This is a genomic window from Cupriavidus mimosae (assembly GCF_023952485.1).
Lineage (GTDB): Bacteria > Pseudomonadota > Gammaproteobacteria > Burkholderiales > Burkholderiaceae > Cupriavidus > Cupriavidus taiwanensis_C.
On the sequence record NZ_JALHRY010000007.1, the window covers coordinates 260,201 to 279,074 of the forward strand.

Genomic DNA, 18,874 nt, shown 5'->3' on the forward strand with positions numbered 1-18,874 from the left:
CGCACCAACAACCATGACAGGCATATCCACCATGAAACCGACGCACCAACCCTTCCGCATCGACACCGCCGACGGCATCGCCGAACTGGTGATCGACCACCCACCCGTCAACGCGCTCGACAACGCCGGCTGGCACGCGCTGGCCGCGGCCATCGACCGCCTCGGCTCCGATCCCGCCGTGCGCGTGATCGTCCTGCGCGGCGAAGGCCGCGGCTTCTGCGCCGGCGTCGACATCAAGGAACTGGCCGCGCACCCGGAGCGCATCGTCGGCGTCAATGCCGGCAACTACGCCACCTTCCGCGCCGTGCACCGCAATCCCAAGCCGGTCATCGTCGCGGTGCACGGCTTCGTGCTGGGCGGCGGCATCGGCATCTGCGGCGCGGCCGACATCATCGTCGCCTCGGAATGCGCGCGCTTTGGCGTGCCCGAGATCGACCGCGGCGCCATGGGCGGCGGCGCGCACCTGCAGCGCATGTTCGGCGTGCAGAAGGTCCGGGCCATGTATTTCACCGGCGAGATGATCGACGCCGCCGAAGCCTATCGCCTGGGCGCGGTCGAGCGCGTGGTGCCGCGCGCTGAACTGCGCGACGCCGCCATGGCGCTGGCGCGCCAGATCGCGGCCAAGAGCCCGGCCATGCTGCAGCTGGCCAAGGAAGCGCTCAACGGCGTGGAAGACGGCTACCTGGAAGACAAGTACCGCTGGGAGCAGGGCTTCACGCTGCAGGCGTACATGAGTGCCGATTCCGGCGAGGCGCGTGCCGCCTTTGTCGAAGGCCGCGAGGCTTCCTTCGCACCGGGAGCCCGCGATGCAGCTTGAATACACCGACACCCAGCGCGCCTTCCGCGCCGAGGTGCGCGACTGGATGGCCGCGCACGTGCCGCGCACGCCGCTGGCGAGCTTCGACACGGAAGAGGGCTTTGCCCAGCACCGCGCCTGGGAAGCCACGCTCAACCAGGGCCGCTGGAGCATGGTCACGTGGCCGGCCGAGCTGGGCGGGCGCGGCTGCGACCTGATCGAGTGGCTGATCTTCGAGGAAGAGTACTGGCGTGCCGGCGCGCCGATGCGCGTCAACCAGAACGGCATCTTCCTGCTGGGCCCTACGCTGATGGAATTCGGCACCGAGGCGCAGAAGGCGCGCTTCCTGCCGCGCATGGCCGCCGGCGAGCATATCTGGGCGCAGGGCTGGTCCGAGCCCAATGCCGGCTCCGACATGGCCGCGATCCGCTGCAGCGCGATCCGCGACGGCGATGACTATGTGATCAACGGCCAGAAGATCTGGTCGACGCGCGCGGTATGGGCGGACTGGTTGTTCGGCCTGTTTCGCACCGATGCGGTGTCGACGCGCCATCACGGGCTGACCTTCGTGCTGGTGCCGCTCGATACGCCGGGCATCACCGTGCGGCCGATCCGCCAGCTCAACGGCCAGACCGGCTTTGCCGAGATCTTCTTCGACGACGTGCGCGTGCCGGTGGAGAACCGGCTGGCGGCCGAGGGCGCCGGCTGGCAGGTGGCGATGGCCACCGCCGGCTTCGAGCGCGGGTTGATGCTGCGCTCGCCCGCCCGCTTCCAGGAAACCGCGCGCGCGCTGGTGCGGCTGTACCAGGCCAACCGCGAGGCCGCGGACCGCGACCCGTCGCTGCGCGAGGCGGTGCTGCGCGCATGGATGGATGCGGAGGCCTACACGCTCTCCACCTACGCCACCGCCAGCCGGCTGGTAAAGGGCGGCCACATCGGCGCGGAATCGAGCACCAACAAGGTGTTCTGGTCCGAGCTGGATATCCATATGCACGATACCGCGCTGGCGATCCTGGGGCAGGCCGCCGAGGTCGCGCCCGCGGGCCAGCCGCCGGGTTCGCTCGGCCACTGGCTGGATGGCTTCCTGTTCGCGCAGGCCGGGCCGATTTATGCCGGCACCAACGAGATCCAGCGCAACATCGTCGCCGAGCGCCTGCTCGGCATGCCGCGCGCATGACGGCACCCGGGGAAAACACATGGATTTCGCATTGACCGAAGAGCAGGAACAGTTTGCCGAGGCGATCCGGCGCTTCCTGATGACCGAGATGACGCCGGAACTGACGCGCGAGCTGTGGGCGACCGAGACCGGCCGCTCCGATGCGCTGTGGCGGCAACTGGCCGACCAGGGCATGACCGCCGTGATGGTGCCGGCGGAGCAGGGCGGGCTGGGGCTGGGCGAGCTTGAATGGGCGCCGCTGGCGCAGGCATGCGGCTACTTCGCCCTGCCCGAGCCGCTGCTCGACACCGCGCTGGTGGCGGCCGGTCTGCTGCGCGATGCACTCGACGCCGCGCCCGACGCCGCATCGCGCGCGCGCTGCGCCGCGCTGCTGGAACGCATCGCCGCCGGCGAAGCCCGCGTGGCGGTGGCACATCCGCAGCAGCGGCTGGTGGCCGACGCGCACGTCGCCGACGCCATCCTGTGCGCGCATGAAGGTGCCGTGCACCTGCTGCGGCCGGACCAGGCCACGCTGACCGCGCGCACCGGCCTCGATCCATCGCGCCGGCTGTTCGAGCTGGCGTGGACGCCGAGCGCCGAAACCGAGCTGGTGCCGGCCGGAGCTGGTGCCGGCCTGTGGGACGCGGCACTGAACCGCGGCGCGCTGGGCGTGGCCGCGCAGCAGCTGGGCCTGACGCAGCGCATGCTCGACCTGGCGATCGACTACAGCGCGCAGCGCAAGCAGTTCGGCAAGGCCATCGGTGCCTACCAGGCGGTCAAGCACCTGCTGGCCGACGTGGCGATCCAGCTGGAGTTCGCCAAGCCGGTGCTGCTCCGCGCCGCCGCGGCGCTGGCGCGTGGCCTGCCGCATGCCGGCCTGCATGTTTCGCATGCCCGCGTCGCCGCAGCGCGCTGCGCGTGGAGCGCGGCACGGCAGGCGATCCAGGTGCATGGCGCGATGGGCTACACCTGGGAGCTGGACCTGCAGATCTTCACCAAGCGCGCCTGGGCCCTGGCCGGAAGCTGGGGCGACCGCGCCTTCCACAAGGCACGCCTGGGCGCGCACATCCTGGACGGCGAGCACGCGATCGGCGCCGGCGCCACCTTTGCCTGAATGGCCCGATCCCAAGGAGACCTATGACCATGACACAAGCCTATATCGTTGATGCCCTGCGCACCCCCACCGGGCGCCGCAAGGGCGGACTGTCGCACGTCCACGGGGCCGACCTGGGCGGCTTCGTGCTGGCCGAGCTGGTGCGCCGCAACGGGATCCCGGCCGAGGACTATGACGACGTGGTGTTCGGCTGCGTCGACACCATCGGCCCGCTGGCCGGCAATATCGCCCGCAGCGCGTGGCTGGCCGCAGGCCTGCCGCTGACGGTGCCGGGCGTGACGGTGGACCGCCAGTGCGGCTCGTCGCAGCAGGCCGTGCACTTCGCCGCGCAGGCGGTGATGAGCGGCACGCAGGACGTAGTGATCGCCGGCGGCGTGCAGACCATGACACAGATCCCGATCTCGTCGGCGATGCTGGCGGGGCAGGCGCTGGGCTTTGCCGATCCGTTCTCGGGCAGCAAGGGCTGGCAGGCGCGCTTCGGCGATGCGCCGGTGTCGCAGTTCCACGCCGCGCAGCGCATTGCCGAGCACTGGAAGCTGTCGCGCGAGGCCATGGAGGCCTATGCGCTGGAGAGCCACCAGCGTGCGGCGGCCGCAAGGGAGGACGGGCGCTTCGCGCGCGAGATCGTCGCTTGCGAAGGCGTGCAGCATGACGAGACCCCGCGCCCGGATACCACCTTGGCCAAGATGGCTTCGCTGGAGCCACTGATGCCGGGCAGCTCGCTGACCGCGGCCGTCTCCAGCCAGACCGCCGATGCCGCCGCCGCGCTGCTGATCGTTTCGGAGGACGCGCTCAAGCGCTACGGCCTGACGCCGCGCGCGCGCATCGCCCATATGAGCGTGCTGGGCGACGACCCGCTGTGGATGCTGACCGCCCCGATTCCGGCGACGAAGCGCGCGCTGGAGCGCAGCGGCCTGCGCCTGGCCGATATCGACGTGGTCGAGATCAACGAAGCGTTCGCTTCGGTGGCGATGGCGTGGCTGGCCGAGACCGGCTACGCGCCGGAGCGCACCAACCCCAACGGCGGCGCCATCGCACTGGGCCACCCGCTGGGTGCCACCGGCGCGCGCCTGATGACCACGCTGCTGCACGAACTGGAACGCACCGGCGGCCGCTATGGCCTGCAGACCATGTGCGAGGGCGGCGGGCTGGCCAACGTCACGATTATTGAACGGTTGTAAGTCTGTCGTCCCCGCGCAGGCGGGGACCCAGTGACTCTTAACGGCTATCAGATGGCCTGAAAGACGCTGGATTCCCGCCTGCGCGGGAATGACGGTCGCCATTTTTTGCGTGATCGCAAGGAGTAGGGATATGGGTATCTGCGACGGACGCACCGTCATCATCACCGGCGCCGGCGGCGGGCTGGGCCGCGCCTATGCGCTGGCATTCGGCGCCGAGGGCGCCAACGTGGTCGTCAACGACATCCGGCGCGACGCGGCCGAGGCGGTCTGCGCCGAGATCCGCGCCGCTGGCGGCAGTGCGCTCGCCAGCGATGACGACATCACGCAGCTGGCCACCGCCCAGCGCATCGTCGATGCCGCGGTCGCGGCCTATGGCGAAGTCCATGTGCTGGTCAACAACGCCGGCATCTGCCGCGACCGCATGTTCGTCAGCCTGACCGAGTCGGACTGGGACGACGTCATGCGCGTGCACCTGCGCGGCCACTTCTGCCTGGCCAACCTGCTGGCGCGGCGCTGGCGCGATGCCGCCAAGGCCGGCCGCGCGGTCGACGCACGCATCATCAACACCAGCTCCGGCGCGGGCCTGCAGGGCTCGGTCGGGCAGTCGAACTACGCCGCCGCCAAGGCTGGCATCGCCGCGCTGACGCTGGTGCAGGCCGCGGAGCTGGGGCGCTACGGCATCACCGCCAATGCGCTGGCGCCGGCTGCTCGCACCGGCATGACCGAAGACGTGTTCGCCGACATGATGAAGGCGCCGGAAGGCGGCTTCGACTACTACGATCCGGCCAACGTCGCGCCGCTGGTGGTGTGGCTGGGCAGCGCGGCGTCCGCGCAGGTCAATGGCCGCATGTTCGAGGCGGCCGGCGGCATGGTGTCGGTGGCAGACGGCTGGCGCACCGGCCCGAAGGCCGACAAGGGCGGGCGCTGGCAACCGGCCGAAGTGGGTGCGGCCGTGGCGGGGCTGCTGGCACAGGCGCAGCCGCCCCAGGCGGTGTACGGCAGCTGAGCGCGACGGCCATGGATTTCTCCAGTTCCGTCGAGTTCGGAGTCGAACACCAGATGGTCCGCGACAGCGCGCGCGACTACCTCGCCGCGCACAGCGATTCGGCGGCGGTGCGGCGCGTGACCGAGGCGGGGCCGGCTCACGACGACGCCCTGTGGCGCGCGCTCGCGGGCGAGCTTGGCTGGTGCGGCATCGCGCTGCCTGAAGCCGTGGGCGGCGCCGGCCTGGGCGCGCCCGGGCTGGCGCTGCTGCAGGAGCAGCTGGGCCAGCGCCTGGCGTGCGTGCCGTTCTGGTCGACCGCTTGCGTGGCGGCGCCGTGGCTGCAGGGCAGCGTCGGCCACAGTGGGCCGTGGCTGGAGCGGCTGGCCACGGGCGAGTGCCGCGCCGCAGCGGTGCTGCCGGACGATGGCGGCTGGCACTACGACGGTGTCCCGATCACTGCGCAGGCCGGCGCGGACGGCTTCGTGCTGCGCGGCAGCGCCGACCAGGTCGCCGATGCCGCCGGGGCCGACTGGCTGCTGGTGCCGGCGCGGCTCGACGATGGCGAACCGGCGCTGTTCCTGCTGGAGCCCGCTGCGCTGGCGCGGGATGCGCGCTTCGCGCTGGCGCCGCTGGACACGCTCGACCGCACGCGGCCGCTGGCGTCGCTGCGGTTCGACGGCCTGGCCGTTGCCGCAAGCGCCTGCCTGGCCCGCGGGGACGCCGCCGTGCAGGGACTGGCCCAGGCGTGGTGGCACGGCAAGCTGATGCTGGCCGCCGAGCAGCTGGGCGCGGCCCAGCAATGCCTGGACCTGACCGTCGCCTATGCAGCTGAGCGCATCCAGTTCGGCCGCGCCATCGGCTCGTTCCAGGCGGTCAAGCACCGCTGCGCGCAGATGATGGTGCTGGTCGAGGCCGCGCGCTCGGCGGTGTATGGCGCGGCGCAGGCGTGGCAGACGGCGGATGTCGCCGACGCGCGGCTCGAGATCTGCGCCGCCGCTGTCGCCGCCGACGACGCGCTGCGCTTCTGTGCGCAGGAAGCCATCCAGCTGCATGGCGGGGTTGGCTTTACCTGGGAGTACGACCCCCAGCTCTATTTCAAGCGCGCGCAGGCCGCCAGCCAGTGGCTGGGCGGTGCCGGCGCCGCGCTTGCCTACATTGCCGCCAACGGCCCGCAGGCATGGAGGACAGCATGAAAACGCATGAAGAGTCGGCATTCCGCGCCGAGGTGGCGCGGTGGCTGGCCGAAAACCTGGCCGGCGAGTTCGAATGCCTGAAACACCGCGGCGGCCCCGGCGACGAAGAAGCCTATCCCGAGCTGCGCAAGGCATGGGAACGGCGCCTGGCCGAGGGCGGCTGGACCGGCCTGGGCTGGCCCCGCGCGCATGGCGGGCGCGAGCTGCCGGTGATGCAGCAGGTGATCTTCCACGAGGAATACGCACGCGCCGGCGGCCCGGGCCGCATGGGGCATATCGGCGAGGGGCTGATCGGCCCGACGCTGATCGCCTTCGGCACCGACGACCAGAAGGCGCGGCTGCTGCCCGGCATCCGCAACGGCACCACGTTCTGGTGCCAGGGCTATTCGGAGCCCGGCGCGGGCTCGGACCTGGCCAATGTGCGCACGCGCGCGATGCGCGATGCCGACAGCGGCGACTGGCTGGTCAGCGGGCAGAAGGTCTGGACCTCGCTCGCGCATGAATCCGACTGGATCTTCGTGCTGGCGCGCTGCGAGCCCGGCTCGCGCGGCAGCAAGGGCCTGATCTTCCTGATGCTGCCGCTGGACCAGCCCGGCATCGAGATCCGCCCGATCCGTCAGATGGGCGGCGGTGCGGAGTTCAACGAGGTCTTTTTCGACGGCGCGCGCGCCGCGGCCGCCGACGTGCTGGGCGAGCCCGGCGACGGCTGGCGCATCGCGATGGCGCTGCTCGGCTTCGAGCGCGGCATTTCCACGCTGGGCCAGCAGATGCAGTTCACGCATGAACTGGAATGGGTAGCGCAGGCCGCGCGCGACAACGGCAGCAGCCGCGATGCGCTGGTGCGCCAGCGCATCGCGCGCGCCTGGGCCGGCCTGCGCGTGATGCGCGCCAACGCGCTGCGCATGCTGGCCGGCGCCGCGCAGGCGGGCCAGGACGGCGAGGATGTCGACGTGGCCTTGCAGCGCGAGGCGCTGATCTACAAGTACTACTGGTCCAACTGGCACCGCGACCTGGGGCAGCTGGCGCTGGATGTGCTGGGCCCGCTCGCCAACGTGCTGGACCCGGCCGACACGCGCCGCACGCGGCTGCAGCAAATGGCGCTGTTCTCGCGCGCCGACACCATCTACGCCGGCACCAACGAGATCCAGCTCAACATCATCGCCGAACGCGGGCTGGGCATGCCGCGCGAGGCCCGAGGACAGTCATGACCCTTCACGCAGAAACCCCCACCGCCCCGGCCTATGTGCCGGGTCACCAACTGCTCGCCGGCAGGAGCGTGCTGATCACCGCCGCCGCGGGCGCCGGCATCGGCTTCGCCGCCGCGCGCCGCTGCGCGGAAGAGGGCTGCCGCGCGCTGATGATCTCCGACATCCATCCCAAGCGCCTGGACGAGGCGGTCGAACGCCTGCGCGCGGAAACCGGGCTGCAGGCTATCCATGGCCAGCTGTGCGATGTCTCCGACGAAACGCAGGTGCGCGCACTGGTGGCCGCGGCGGAAGAGGCACTCGGCGGCACCGACGTGCTGATCAACAACGCCGGCCTGGGCGGCTCGCGCCGCCTAGTTGATATGGACGATGCCGAGTGGTCGCGCGTCATCGATATTTCCCTCACCGGCACCTTCCGCATGATGCGCGCGATGCTGCCGCACATGCAGGCCCGCCGCCGCGGCGCCATCGTCAACAACGCCTCGGTGCTGGGCTGGCGGGCGCAGAAGGAGCAGTCGCACTACGCCGCGGCCAAGGCCGGGGTGATGGCGCTGACGCGCTGCAGCGCGATGGAGGCTGCCGAGTTTGGCGTGCGCATCAATGCCGTGGCGCCGAGCATCGCGCTGCACGACTTCCTGAAGAAGTCGGCGCCGGCGGACCTGCTGCGCCAGCTGAGCGAGCGCGAGGCCTTCGGGCGCGCGGCGGAGGTGTGGGAGGTGGCCAATGTGATGGTGTTTCTGGCTAGTGATTATGCGTCGTATATGACGGGGGAGGTGTTGCCGGTGAGTAGTCAGCGGGCATAAGCAGCCGGTATGTGAAAGCACTGGCGCTTGCCGCCACCCCGCGCAAAAGCTCCCCTCTCCCGCTCGCGGGAGAGGGGAGCAACAAGCGGGATGCAGGACTCACCGGTGAAAGTTGCACCGATGAGGAATCGAAGGAAACAGCAATGCCAACAATCTTCCGCTGCGCCGAAGACATCCACGCCGCCGTCGGCCACCACCTGGGCGCCAGCGCCTGGACCCGCATCACCCAGCAACAGGTCGACCAGTTCGCCCATGCCACCGGCGACCACCAGTGGCTGCACGTCGACCCGGAGCGCGCCGCGCAAGGGCCCTACGGCGCCTGCATCGCGCACGGCTACCTGACGCTGGCGCTGGTCAACCAGTTCCTGCCCGAGCTGGTCACCGTCGAGGGCATGAAGTGGGGCGTCAACTACGGCTGCGACAAGGTGCGCTTCCCGGCGCCGGTGCGCGTGGGCGCACGCGTGCGCGGCGTGGGCGAGCTGGTGCGCGCCGAGACCCTGGATGGCGGCGTGCAGTCGGTGGTGCGCATGACCGTGGAAATCGAAGGCGAGCCCAAGCCCGCCTGCGTGGCTGAAACCATCAGCCGCTATTACTTCTGAACAGGAACCGAGCATGAAAGACGCAGTCATCGTCGCCGTCGCGCGCACCCCGATCGGCAAGGCCTTCCGTGGCGCCTTCAACGATACCGAAGCCCCGGTGCTGGGCGGCCACGTGGTGCGCGCGGTGGTGGAGCGCGCCGGCGTGGACCCGGCCGAGGTCGACGATGTGCTGATCGGCGCGGCCGCGCAGCAGGGCACCCAGGGCTACAACCTGGGCCGCCTGAGCGCGGTGGCGGCGGGCCTGCCCGACAGCGTGCCGGGCATGACCATGGACCGCATGTGCGGCTCGGGCCTGATGACGATCGCGGCCGGTGCGCGCGCGATTCAGTGCGGCGAGGCCGACATCATCGTCGCCGGCGGCGCGGAGTCGATCTCGCTGACGCAGAACAAGCACAAGAACAGCTATCGCGCCCAGTCCGAAGCGGTGCTGGCGCGCCAGCCGGCGGCCTACATGGCGATGATCGAGACCGCCGAGGTGGTGGCGCGCCGCTACGGCATCAGCCGCGCCGAGCAGGACGCCTACGCCTGGCGCAGCCAGCAGCGCACCGCCGAGGCGCAGCGGCGCGGCGCCTTCGATGACGAGATCGTGCCGCTGGAAACGCGCCGCGCGCTGTTCGACAAGGCCGGCGCGCTGACCGGTCACGAGACCGTGCGGCTGGCGCAGGACGAATGCAACCGGCCCGACACCACGGCCGCCAGCCTGGAGGCGCTCAAGCCGGTCTGGAGCGGCGGGCAGGCCGTGGCCGCGGGCGAACACATCACCGCCGGCAATGCCTCGCAGCTGTCCGACGGCGCCGCCGCGGTGCTGCTGATGAGCGCCGACGAGGCGCGCCGCCGCGGCCTGCGTCCGCTGGGGCGCTACCGCGGCATGGCGGTGACCGGCTGCGCGCCGGACGAGATGGGCATCGGCCCCGTGTTCGCCGTGCCCAGGCTGCTGGCGCGCCACGGCATGACGGTGGCCGACGTGGGCCTGTGGGAGCTGAACGAAGCCTTTGCCTGCCAGGTGCTGTACTGCCAGCAGAAGCTTGGCATTCCCGATGCGCGGCTGAACGTCAACGGCGGCGCCATTTCGATCGGCCATCCGTTCGGCATGTCGGGCGCGCGCATGACCGCGCACGCGCTGATCGAAGGCCGGCGCCGCGGCGTGCAGCAGGCGGTGGTGACGATGTGCATCGGCGGCGGCATGGGGGCGGCGGCGCTGTTCGACGTCTTGCCATAAACGAAGCTGCCGGCTTTCTCCCCTCTCCCACGCCAGTGGGAGAGGGGTTGGGGGTGAGGGCCAGAGCTTCCACGAAGTTGGGCGTGTCGGCATTGCGAGCGCCGGCCCTCACCCCCGCCCCTCTCCCGCCAGCGGGAGAGGGGAGCAAACAATCACGAGGCCAAGTGCCATCACTCCAACCCGGAGGAGACATCATGAAACGACTGATCGGCATTGCCATGTCGCTGGCCGTGCTGGCCACCGCGGTATGGGCCTTCGCGCCGCGTCCGTTGCCGCCGTTCCCGGCCACCGCGCTGCGCCCGGACGGCCTGCAGGTCAACGGCATCGCCCGCGCCGGCGAGCGCCTGGTCGCGGTCGGCGAGCGCGGCAAGATCCTGTTCAGCGATGACCTGGGGCACAGCTGGCGCCCGGCAGCGGTGGATAAGCCGCAAGGCGCCACGCTGACGCAGGTGGCCTTTGCCGACAGCCGCCGCGGCATCGCGGTCGGCCACAGCGGCCAGATCCTGCGCACCGAGGACGGCGGCGCGCACTGGCAGCAGGTTGCCTTCGATCCGGAATCGTCGGATCCGCTGCTGGGCGCGCTGGCCCAGGCCAGCGGGCCGTGGTTCGCGGTGGGCAGCTTCGGCCGTTTCCTGGTGTCGCGCGACCAGGGCCGGCATTGGCAAGAGGCCGGCGGCAAGGCCATGCAGGACCGTCACCTCAACGCCATCGCCAGCGACGGGCAGGGGCGGCTGATGCTGGTCGGCGAGGCCGGACTGGTGCTGCGCTCGACCGACGGCGGCAACCAGTGGGAGCCGGTCAAGACCCCTTACGAAGGCTCGCTCTACGGCGTGCTGCCGCTGCGCGACGGCGCCTGGCTGGCCTTCGGCATGCGCGGCAACGCCCTGCGCAGCGAAGACTTCGGCACCACCTGGCGCGCGGCGGAGACCGGCCTCAGGACCTCGTTCTTCGGCGGCACCGAGCTTGCCGATGGCCGCATCGTGCTGGCCGGCCAGGGCGGCGTGCTGGTGATGTCCGCCGATGGCGGGCGCCGCTTCACCGCGCTGCCTGCGGGCAGCCCGCAGACCCTGACGGCGCTGGCCGCCACCGGCAAGGACACGCTGGCGCTCGGCGGCAACGGCGGCCTGGCCGGCGCCACGCTCGCCGCCAATCCCTGAACCCGACCGACCGGACGCGAGAACCATCATGACCCGCCCCCAATCCTCCGGCCGCCTGGGCCGCTTCGTCGATGCCTGCGCCGGCGTGCTGATGCGCCGGCGCCGCCTGCTGCTGTTGCTGTGCCTGGCCGTGACCGTGGCGCTGGGCGTTTCCGCCACGCGCCTGCGGCTCGATCCCGGCTTTAACAAGATGATCCCGCTGCAGCACCCGTACATGCAGGTGTTCACCAGGTACGCGAGCACCTTCTCCGGTGCCAATACCGTGCTGGTAAGCCTGCGCTGGAAGGGCGACGGCGACATCTACAACGCCGCCTTCATGGACAAGCTGCGCCACGCCACCGATGAAGTCTTCTTCATCCCCGGCGTGGACCGCTCGCGCGTGTTCTCGCTGTTCACGCCCAACGTGCGCTACACCGAGGTCACCGAAGCCGGCTTTCGCGGCGACGTGGTGGTGCCGGGGCGCTTTTCCGGCGCGCCGGACGAGCTCGACCAGGTGCGGCGCAACGTGGCCCGCTCCGGCCAGATCGGCCGGCTGGTCAGCAATGACCTGAAGTCCGCGCTGATCCGCGCGGAACTGCGCGAGACCGACCCGGCTACCGGCAAGACCATCGACTACGGCTCGGTGGCGCGCCAGCTCGAGAAAATCCGCGCGCAGTTCGGCGGCACCGATGTCGAAGTCAATATCGTCGGCTTCGCCAAGCTGGTGGGCGATGTCGAAGACGGCATCGCCGGCGTGATGGGCTTCTTCGCGCTGGCCTTCGCCGTCACGGCGCTGTTGCTGTGGCTGTACACGCGTTCGCTGCGCATCACCGCGCTGGCGCTGGTGGTGGCGCTGCTGCCAGTGGGCTGGCTGCTGGGGCTGCTGCCGCTGCTGGGCTACGGCATCGACCCGATGTCGATTCTGGTGCCGTTCCTGATCTTCTCGATCGGGGTTTCGCACGCGGTGCAGATGACCAATGCGTGGAAGCAGGAAGTGGCGCAGGGACACGGCCCGCTCGACAGCGCCAGCGCGGCCTTCCGCAAGTTGTTCATCCCCGGCACCGTGGCGCTGCTGACCAATGCGCTGGGCTTCATGGTGATCATGCGCATCGAGATCGATATCGTGCGCGAGCTCGGCATCACCGCCTGCCTGGGCGTGCTGCTGATGATCGTGACCAACAAGGTGTTCCTGCCGATCCTGCTGTCCTACACGCGGCTGGAGCCGTCGGCGCTGGCGCGGGCAACGCGCGCAGCGCACGCAAAGGGACAGGGCAGCCTGTGGCACAAGTTCGGCGCGCTGGCGCGGCCGGCGCCGGCACTGGGCGTGTTCGTCGCGGCGCTGGCGCTGCTGGCCTACGGCGCGATCGAGTCGCGCGACCTGAAGATCGGCGATGTCGGCACCGGCGCGCCGGAGCTGCGCGCGGATTCGCGCTACAACCGCGACAGCGCCAGCATCGTGAGCCAGTACAACATCGGCTCGGATGCGCTGACCGTGGTGGTCGAGCCCACCGGCTTCGACGATGGCTGCCTGCACTACCCGGTGATGAGCGCGGTGGAGCGCTTCGAAATGCATATGCGCGGCGTGGCCGGCGTGCAGTCAGTGGTAAGCGTGTCGTCGCTGGCCAAGGTGGTGATCGGTGCCTACAACGAGGGCAACCCGCGCTGGGAGGCGCTGCCGCGCAACAGCGCCGGCCTGAGCCAGGGTGCCAAGGCCTTCGACCCGGACAACGGCATGAATACCTCGAACTGCCAGGCGATCCAGGTGCTGGTCTACACCGCCAACCACGAAGGCGCGACCATCGCCCATATCATCCGCGAGATCCGCCGCTTCGATGCCAGCGACAAGACCCCGAACGTGGCCTTCCGCCTGGCGGGCGGCAATATCGGCGTGATGGCGGCGACCAACGAGGCGGTGGAAGAAGCCGAGGTGGCGATGCTGCTGGCAATCTTCGGCGCGATCACGCTGCTGTGCCTGCTGACCTTCCGCTCGTGGCGCGCGGTGCTGTGCATCATCGTGCCGCTGACGCTGGTGTCGGTGCTGTGCAATGCGCTGATGGCGCGCCTGGGCATCGGGCTCAAGGTGTCGACGCTGCCGGTGATTACGCTGGGCGTGGGCGTCGGCGTGGACTACGGCATCTACCTGTACGAGCGCATCCAGCACCAGATCCGCGAGCAAGGGCAGGCGCTGCCGCAGGCCTTTGCCGAGGCCATGCGCCAGCGCGGCTCGGCGGCGCTGTTCACGGCGCTGACGATGTGCATCGGCGTGTGCACGTGGGCCTTTGCCGCGCTCAAGTTCCAGGCCGACATGGGCATCCTGCTGGCGTTCATGTTCCTGGTGAACCTGTTCGGCGCGGTATCGCTGCTGCCGGCGCTGGCGGCGTGGCTGGGCGTGGAGCAGGAGGAGCGCGCCCGCGCCCGCGGCGCGGCCGCCAGGCCGGCCGGGGCTGCCGGTGGCGCCGAGTCGGGGCCGGTGACGCATGGTCTGAAGTCCGACGCGGCCTGAGCATCGCAACGGAGAGACTGCATGCCCGAGATCCATACCTCCGCCGCGCCGGCCTTCACGCCGCTTCGCATCGGCCCGCTGACGCTGCGCAACCGCTTTATCAAGGCCGGCGCGAATGAAGGCATGACGCCGCATGGCCTGCCGACCCGGGCGCTGGTCGAGCACCATCGCACCCTGGCCGCGGGCGGCGTGGGTATGACCACGGTGGCCTACGCGGCGGTCGCCGACGACGGACTGACCTTCGCGCACCAACTCAGCATGCGCGCGGAGCAGGTGCCGCACCTGCGCGTGCTGACCGACGCGGTCCATCGCGAAGGCGCGGCGGCCTGCCTGCAGATCACGCACGCGGGCTCGTTCACCACCATGCGCCACGGCGGCAGCCGGGCGCCGGGCAGCGCCTCGTCGGGCCTCAATGCCTTCGGCATGATGCATGGCGTGTATTTCCAGCGCGCCATGCGCGCACCGGATATGGAGCGCGTGGCCGGCCAGTTTGCCGCCGCGGCGCGGCTGGCGCGCGACGCCGGCTTCGACGCGGTGGAAATCCACATGGGGCACGGCTACCTGCTCAACCAGTTCCTGTCGCCGCTGAGCAACCGGCGGCGCGATGCCTTCGGTGGCAGCGTCGAGAACCGGACCCGCTTTCCGGCCGCGGTGCTGCGCCGGGTGAAGGATGCGGTCGGCGCCGACCTCGCGGTGTGCTGCAAGCTCAGCGTCAGCGACGGCGTGCCGGGCGGCAACCAGCCGGCCGACTCGGCGCTGAGCGCGCGCCTGCTGGAAGCCGTGGGCGCCGACCTGCTGACCCTCAGCGGCGGGCGCAACGTGGAGAGCCCGTGGGCGCTGTTCGGCAGCCCGATGCCGACCGCGCAGATGAAGGCCGCAGCGCCGACGGCACTGGCGCGCCTGGGCATCACCATGCTGGAACAGCGCACGCCGCGCGACCTGGCCTTCCGCGAACTGTATTTCCTCGAAGCCTCGCGCGTGGTGCGCCAGGCGGTGCGGATGCCGCTGGCCTATATCGGCGGGGTCAAGTCGCTCGACAACGTGGCGCAGCTGATGGGCGAGGGCTTCGACGCCGTCGCCCTGGCGCGCGCGCTGATCCACGACCCCGCGCTGGTCGCTGGCTGGCGCGCCGGCACGCTGCGGCATTCGGCCTGCGACAGCTGCAACGGCTGCGTCGCGCGCATCTACGATCCCGCTGGTGTCAGCTGCGTGCATGGCCCCGGCAACGACCCGGCGCTGACCCGCATGGTTGCGCTGCAGTAGTCCGATGGGACGATGAGGGCCGGGCCGGACGCCCCTATCTTGAAGGTCCCACGGGATTTTCAAGGAGACAGACGCCATGAGCGTTCAAGGCTACAAGATCGAATCGCGCCCGCCCGAGGCCCGCTACGCGCGCGGCTGGCATTGCCTGGGCCTGGCCGACAGCTACCGCGACGGCAAGCCGCACACGCTGGACATCTTCGGCAGGCGCCTGGCGGCATTTGCCGACTCGACCGGTGCCATCCGGGTGATCGACGGCCACTGTCCGCACATGGGCGCCGACCTCAGCACCGGCACCGTGCAGGGCGACAACCTGGTATGCCCGTTCCACGGCTGGCAATGGGGCGGTGACGGCGCCTGCAAGTCCATCCCCTATTGCAAGCGGGTGCCGCCCAAGGCGCGCATCGGCGCCTGGGAGACCTGCGAGCAGAACCGCCTGCTGTTTATCTGGCACGATCCCGAGGGCCGGCCGGCACCGCCGGAAGTCGCCATCCCGCGTATCGACGCCTGCTTCTCGGACGAGTGGTCCGACTGGGCCATGGACGAGATGGTGATCCGCACCAACTGCCGCGAACTGGTCGACAACATCTCCGACATGGCGCATTTCGGCGTGGTCCACGGCGCGCCGGTGGACTACTTCGCCAACCTGTTCGAGAACCACAAGGCCACCCAGCTGATGATCGGGCGCAGCGCCCGGCTCTCCGGCGACGCGCAGCTGACGGCGCTGTCCACGTACTTCGGGCCGGCCTACCACATCACCGACATGAGCGGCCGCATGGGCGACCAGGAGATCCATTCGGTGCTGCTCAACTGCCATGTGCCGATCGACCTGAACAGCTTCGTGCTGCGCTACGGCGTGCTGGTGAAGAAGGTGCCCGGGCTGTCCGACGAACAGAACCGTGCCATGGCGCAAGCCTATGTCGACCAGGCCCGCGCCGCGTTCTACGAGGACGTGGCGATCTGGGACAACAAGATCCGCATCGACAACCCGCTGCTGTGCGAAGGCGACGGGCCGATGTACCAGATGCGCGACTGGTACCAGCAGTTCTATACCGACGTCGAGCAGGTGCGGCCGTCCAGCGTGGCACGGCGCGTGGTCGAGATGAACCCGGGCAATATCGAGCCGCCGGCGCTGCGCCACGTGTTCGAGGACTGACCATGAAAACCGTGATCGTTACCGGCGCCGCGTCCGGCATGGGCGCGGCGGTGCGCCGGCGCATGCTGGCCGACGGCTGCCGCGTGATCGGGGTCGACCTGCGCGACGCCGACATCCTGGCCGATCTTTCCACCGAAGCAGGCCGCGCCGCGGCGATCGATGCCGTGCTGTCGCAGTCGGGCGGCCGCATCGACCAGCTGGTCTGCTGCGCCGGCCTGGGCCCGCATGTCGACCCGGCCACGCTGGTGGCATCGGTCAACTACTTCGGCGTGGTGGCGTTGCTGGATGGCTTGTTCGATGCGCTGCGCGAGGGCACGCAGCCGTGCGCCGTGGTAGTGTCTTCCAACTCGGCAACGCTGCAGTCATGGGACGGCAGCCCGCTGCGCGACGCTTACCTCGCCAATGACGAGGCTGGCGTGCTGGCCATGCTGGCCGCTGCCACGCAGGCCGAAGCCACGCGCGACCAGGCCGGATACATCGCCTACGCCAGCTCCAAGCATGCGGTAACGGCCGCTGCGCGGCAACGCGCGCTGGCGTGGGGGCGGGCCGGGGTGCGCCTCAACGTGGTGGCCCCGGGCGCGGTGGAAACGCCGCTGCTGCAGGCGGGGCTGGCGGACCCGCGCTACGGTGACGCGATCCGCGATTTCGTTGCGCCGCTGGGCCGCCGCGCCCGGCCGGAGGAAGTGGCTGAGCTGATCGCCTTCCTGTGCGGCCCCCAGGCGGCTTACCTGCACGGCAGCGTGCTGTTCATCGATGGCGGGCTGGATGCCGCGCAGCGGCCGCTGAGATTCTGAGGCCGTTCGCGCGCGCGGACGATGCGCGCGGGCCGCGCCGCATGGCACCAGGTGGACGCCAGTAGCACTTCGCCGGCCGGCGTGGAACAATGCGGCCGGCGATTTTCTTGGTCGGGTTCGTCCATCCGACCTTGGACGCCAGGCACATCCAGCTAGCGTCAGCAGGGTCGAACCACCCACTGCCTCACCGTCAGTCACCACCGCCCGAACCACCAACACCGCCTTCTCCAGCTACCCGCACGAGCCCTCCATCTAGCCCCCGTCGCTGCGCCGAAAAGCAATAAAGGGCCCGCAGGCCCTTTGCAGCGTTGCCAGGCGCAATCCGTGCGCCCGGCCGGCACTAATGCCGCAATCAGGTCCCCGATCCGCGCGCCGCGTCCGGCGAGAAGAAGGCCTCGCTGAACTCCGGGCTGTTGTTCAGCTTCGGCATCGGGCCTTCGTTGGTCAGGCGGTCGGCCAGGTACGCGCCCGAGATCAGGTCATGGTAGAACGTGGTGGTCGGGTAGTAGCGGCGCGCATCATAGGCATAGACCGAAGCCTGCAGGTTGGTGCGCCACAGCTGGCCGCGGCCGTCGTAGTTGTCGGCGGCCAGGGCCTGCCAGCTGTCTTCGTCCAGGAACAGCACGCGCTTCGCATACTGATGGCGGAAGCCCGACTTGAGCGTGGCCTCCAGGATCCATACGCGGTGCAGCTCGTAGCGCATCACGTCCGGGTTGGCGTGGCCGTTGGTGAGCAGGTCCTTGTACTTGACGGAGGCGCTCAGCAGCTTGTAGTTGTGGTACGGAACATAGATTTCCTTCTTGCCGACGATCTTCCAGTTGTAGCGCTCGCCGGAGCCGTTGAAGAGGCGGTCGTCATCCACGGTGCGGAAGCCGCCGGGACCCTGCGGCTGGTCGAAGCCGAATTCCGGCGCCTGGCGCACACGGCGCGTTCCCGGGTTGTAGATCCAGGTGCGGTTGGTGTCCGAGCCCTCCTGGTCCCACACCGCATAGCCGACGATCACCTGGCCGCGGTCGCGCAGCGGCAGGTCGGTGGCGGTGCGGAAGAAGGAGCGGTCGTTGAGCTTGTTTTCAGGGTCGAACTTGCCGTGATTGCGCGGCGAGAAGATGTTGTACGAGACCCGGCCCCAGGCGATCGAGCCGTTCGGATAGACCACGGCCTGGTCATACTGCGCCTTCTCGGCGCCGATGGCCGACGAGAAGCGCTGGTTCCACAGCAGCTCCATCGCCGTCTTCGGGATCGGGTAGGGCACCTGCGGTCCAGCATCCTTCAGGCCGTTGGCGTCGGGGGTCATGCTGACGGTGGTGGCGTAGGTGCGGATGTCCTTGTAGGCCGCGTCTTCGTAGCGGAAATCGCGATGGCTGGGATAAACCGGCATCTTGAAGGTGTCGGGGTACTTCTTGAACATCGCCTTCTGGCCTTCGGTCAGCCGCTCGGCATACTGCGCCATGTTCTGCGCGGTGATGACGAACAGCGGCTTCTCGTCGCCGTACGGGTCCGGATAGCGCTCGCCACGTTGGTATTTGACCTGAGGCGGCGTGCCCAGCCATTTGCCGCTCCAGGCCGGCACATCGCCGTCCTTGCTGGCGGCGCGCTCGGCGCCCATCGGCGTGAGGTTGCCGTCAAGCTGCTTGAGGTCTTCGGGGGTGACCTTCGCCCACGATGCCGCGGCCAGTGCCATGCTGGTCACCAGCAGGCCGCCGCGCAGCAGTCGATGTGTAGTGGATGTCATTGCAGTCTCGCTCCTTGGGAATGGCCGGCGACGTCCGTGCCT

The 18,874-nt window shown here is 70.0% G+C and carries 16 protein-coding genes; 15 read left to right on the forward strand and 1 reads right to left on the reverse strand.

The window, feature by feature from the left end:
• The first annotated feature begins 31 nt into the window (after nucleotides 1-31).
• From MKD50_RS15585 to MKD50_RS15655, 15 genes are all read left to right on the forward strand, one after another.
• Complete coding sequence (locus tag MKD50_RS15585; RefSeq protein ID WP_252667595.1) at nucleotides 32-817, forward strand: enoyl-CoA hydratase family protein; 786 nt, start codon at nucleotides 32-34, stop codon at nucleotides 815-817.
• A complete protein-coding gene (locus MKD50_RS15590) occupies nucleotides 807-1,973 on the forward strand; it encodes an acyl-CoA dehydrogenase family protein (RefSeq protein ID WP_252667597.1) in 1,167 nt (388 codons plus the stop codon). Before MKD50_RS15585 ends, MKD50_RS15590 begins: the two co-directional genes overlap by 11 nt.
• Before the next feature lie 19 nt (nucleotides 1,974-1,992).
• Nucleotides 1,993-3,066, forward strand: a complete 1,074-nt coding sequence (locus MKD50_RS15595) for an acyl-CoA dehydrogenase family protein (RefSeq protein ID WP_252667599.1) — start codon at nucleotides 1,993-1,995, stop codon at nucleotides 3,064-3,066.
• Nucleotides 3,067-3,095: 29 nt separating this feature from the next.
• On the forward strand, nucleotides 3,096-4,247 hold the full coding sequence (locus tag MKD50_RS15600) for an acetyl-CoA C-acetyltransferase (RefSeq protein ID WP_252667601.1): 1,152 nt from the start codon (nucleotides 3,096-3,098) through the stop codon (nucleotides 4,245-4,247).
• 130 nt (nucleotides 4,248-4,377) lie between these two features.
• Entirely contained in the window at nucleotides 4,378-5,253 is an 876-nt protein-coding gene (locus MKD50_RS15605) for an SDR family oxidoreductase (protein WP_115712524.1), read from the forward strand.
• A gap of 11 nt (nucleotides 5,254-5,264) precedes the next feature.
• A complete protein-coding gene (locus MKD50_RS15610; RefSeq protein ID WP_252667602.1) occupies nucleotides 5,265-6,425 on the forward strand; it encodes an acyl-CoA dehydrogenase family protein in 1,161 nt (386 codons plus the stop codon).
• On the forward strand, nucleotides 6,422-7,633 hold the full coding sequence (locus MKD50_RS15615) for an acyl-CoA dehydrogenase family protein (RefSeq protein WP_252667604.1): 1,212 nt from the start codon (nucleotides 6,422-6,424) through the stop codon (nucleotides 7,631-7,633). The genes MKD50_RS15610 and MKD50_RS15615 overlap by 4 nt, the downstream gene beginning before the upstream one ends.
• Nucleotides 7,630-8,433: an SDR family oxidoreductase gene (locus MKD50_RS15620; RefSeq protein WP_252667606.1), complete on the forward strand. Its 804-nt coding sequence runs from the start codon at nucleotides 7,630-7,632 to the stop codon at nucleotides 8,431-8,433. Before MKD50_RS15615 ends, MKD50_RS15620 begins: the two co-directional genes overlap by 4 nt.
• A 143-nt stretch (nucleotides 8,434-8,576) precedes the next feature.
• The gene (locus MKD50_RS15625) at nucleotides 8,577-9,032 is read left to right on the forward strand and encodes a MaoC family dehydratase (RefSeq protein ID WP_115681593.1); all 456 of its coding nucleotides are present in this window, start codon (nucleotides 8,577-8,579) and stop codon (nucleotides 9,030-9,032) included.
• Nucleotides 9,033-9,045: 13 nt separating this feature from the next.
• On the forward strand, nucleotides 9,046-10,251 hold the full coding sequence (locus tag MKD50_RS15630; protein ID WP_252667609.1) for an acetyl-CoA C-acyltransferase: 1,206 nt from the start codon (nucleotides 9,046-9,048) through the stop codon (nucleotides 10,249-10,251).
• Between the two features lie 194 nt (nucleotides 10,252-10,445).
• Nucleotides 10,446-11,408: a WD40/YVTN/BNR-like repeat-containing protein gene (locus MKD50_RS15635; protein WP_240071740.1), complete on the forward strand. Its 963-nt coding sequence runs from the start codon at nucleotides 10,446-10,448 to the stop codon at nucleotides 11,406-11,408.
• Between the two features lie 28 nt (nucleotides 11,409-11,436).
• Nucleotides 11,437-13,890: an efflux RND transporter permease subunit gene (locus MKD50_RS15640; protein WP_252667611.1), complete on the forward strand. Its 2,454-nt coding sequence runs from the start codon at nucleotides 11,437-11,439 to the stop codon at nucleotides 13,888-13,890.
• A gap of 21 nt (nucleotides 13,891-13,911) precedes the next feature.
• Nucleotides 13,912-15,153 carry an NADH:flavin oxidoreductase gene (locus MKD50_RS15645; RefSeq protein WP_115699835.1) on the forward strand — a complete coding sequence of 414 codons (1,242 nt, stop codon included), beginning with the start codon at nucleotides 13,912-13,914 and terminating at the stop codon, nucleotides 15,151-15,153.
• Nucleotides 15,154-15,229: 76 nt separating this feature from the next.
• Nucleotides 15,230-16,306: a 3-ketosteroid-9-alpha-monooxygenase, oxygenase component gene (locus tag MKD50_RS15650; protein WP_252667613.1), complete on the forward strand. Its 1,077-nt coding sequence runs from the start codon at nucleotides 15,230-15,232 to the stop codon at nucleotides 16,304-16,306.
• Between the two features lie 2 nt (nucleotides 16,307-16,308).
• Nucleotides 16,309-17,100 carry an SDR family oxidoreductase gene (locus MKD50_RS15655; RefSeq protein WP_252667615.1) on the forward strand — a complete coding sequence of 264 codons (792 nt, stop codon included), beginning with the start codon at nucleotides 16,309-16,311 and terminating at the stop codon, nucleotides 17,098-17,100.
• Nucleotides 17,101-17,452: 352 nt separating this feature from the next.
• Here the strand turns inward: MKD50_RS15655 and MKD50_RS15660 are convergent, their stop codons facing one another.
• On the reverse strand, nucleotides 17,453-18,832 hold the full coding sequence (locus MKD50_RS15660) for a DUF1329 domain-containing protein (RefSeq protein ID WP_115699839.1): 1,380 nt from the start codon (nucleotides 18,830-18,832) through the stop codon (nucleotides 17,453-17,455).
• Between the last annotated feature and the right edge of the window lie 42 nt (nucleotides 18,833-18,874).

Excerpts from the sequence above, each read along its gene's own strand:
- MKD50_RS15585 (WP_252667595.1), top strand. The coding sequence starts at position 32 with ATGAAACCGACGCACCAACCCTTCCGCATCGACACCGCCGACGGCATC.
- MKD50_RS15590 (WP_252667597.1), top strand. The coding sequence starts at position 807 with ATGCAGCTTGAATACACCGACACCCAGCGCGCCTTCCGCGCCGAGGTG.
- MKD50_RS15595 (WP_252667599.1), top strand. The coding sequence starts at position 1,993 with ATGGATTTCGCATTGACCGAAGAGCAGGAACAGTTTGCCGAGGCGATC.
- MKD50_RS15600 (WP_252667601.1), top strand. The coding sequence starts at position 3,096 with ATGACACAAGCCTATATCGTTGATGCCCTGCGCACCCCCACCGGGCGC.
- MKD50_RS15605 (WP_115712524.1), top strand. The coding sequence starts at position 4,378 with ATGGGTATCTGCGACGGACGCACCGTCATCATCACCGGCGCCGGCGGC.
- MKD50_RS15610 (WP_252667602.1), top strand. The coding sequence starts at position 5,265 with ATGGATTTCTCCAGTTCCGTCGAGTTCGGAGTCGAACACCAGATGGTC.
- MKD50_RS15615 (WP_252667604.1), top strand. The coding sequence starts at position 6,422 with ATGAAAACGCATGAAGAGTCGGCATTCCGCGCCGAGGTGGCGCGGTGG.
- MKD50_RS15620 (WP_252667606.1), top strand. The coding sequence starts at position 7,630 with ATGACCCTTCACGCAGAAACCCCCACCGCCCCGGCCTATGTGCCGGGT.
- MKD50_RS15625 (WP_115681593.1), top strand. The coding sequence starts at position 8,577 with ATGCCAACAATCTTCCGCTGCGCCGAAGACATCCACGCCGCCGTCGGC.
- MKD50_RS15630 (WP_252667609.1), top strand. The coding sequence starts at position 9,046 with ATGAAAGACGCAGTCATCGTCGCCGTCGCGCGCACCCCGATCGGCAAG.
- MKD50_RS15635 (WP_240071740.1), top strand. The coding sequence starts at position 10,446 with ATGAAACGACTGATCGGCATTGCCATGTCGCTGGCCGTGCTGGCCACC.
- MKD50_RS15640 (WP_252667611.1), top strand. The coding sequence starts at position 11,437 with ATGACCCGCCCCCAATCCTCCGGCCGCCTGGGCCGCTTCGTCGATGCC.
- MKD50_RS15645 (WP_115699835.1), top strand. The coding sequence starts at position 13,912 with ATGCCCGAGATCCATACCTCCGCCGCGCCGGCCTTCACGCCGCTTCGC.
- MKD50_RS15650 (WP_252667613.1), top strand. The coding sequence starts at position 15,230 with ATGAGCGTTCAAGGCTACAAGATCGAATCGCGCCCGCCCGAGGCCCGC.
- MKD50_RS15655 (WP_252667615.1), top strand. The coding sequence starts at position 16,309 with ATGAAAACCGTGATCGTTACCGGCGCCGCGTCCGGCATGGGCGCGGCG.
- MKD50_RS15660 (WP_115699839.1), bottom strand. The coding sequence starts at position 18,832 with ATGACATCCACTACACATCGACTGCTGCGCGGCGGCCTGCTGGTGACC.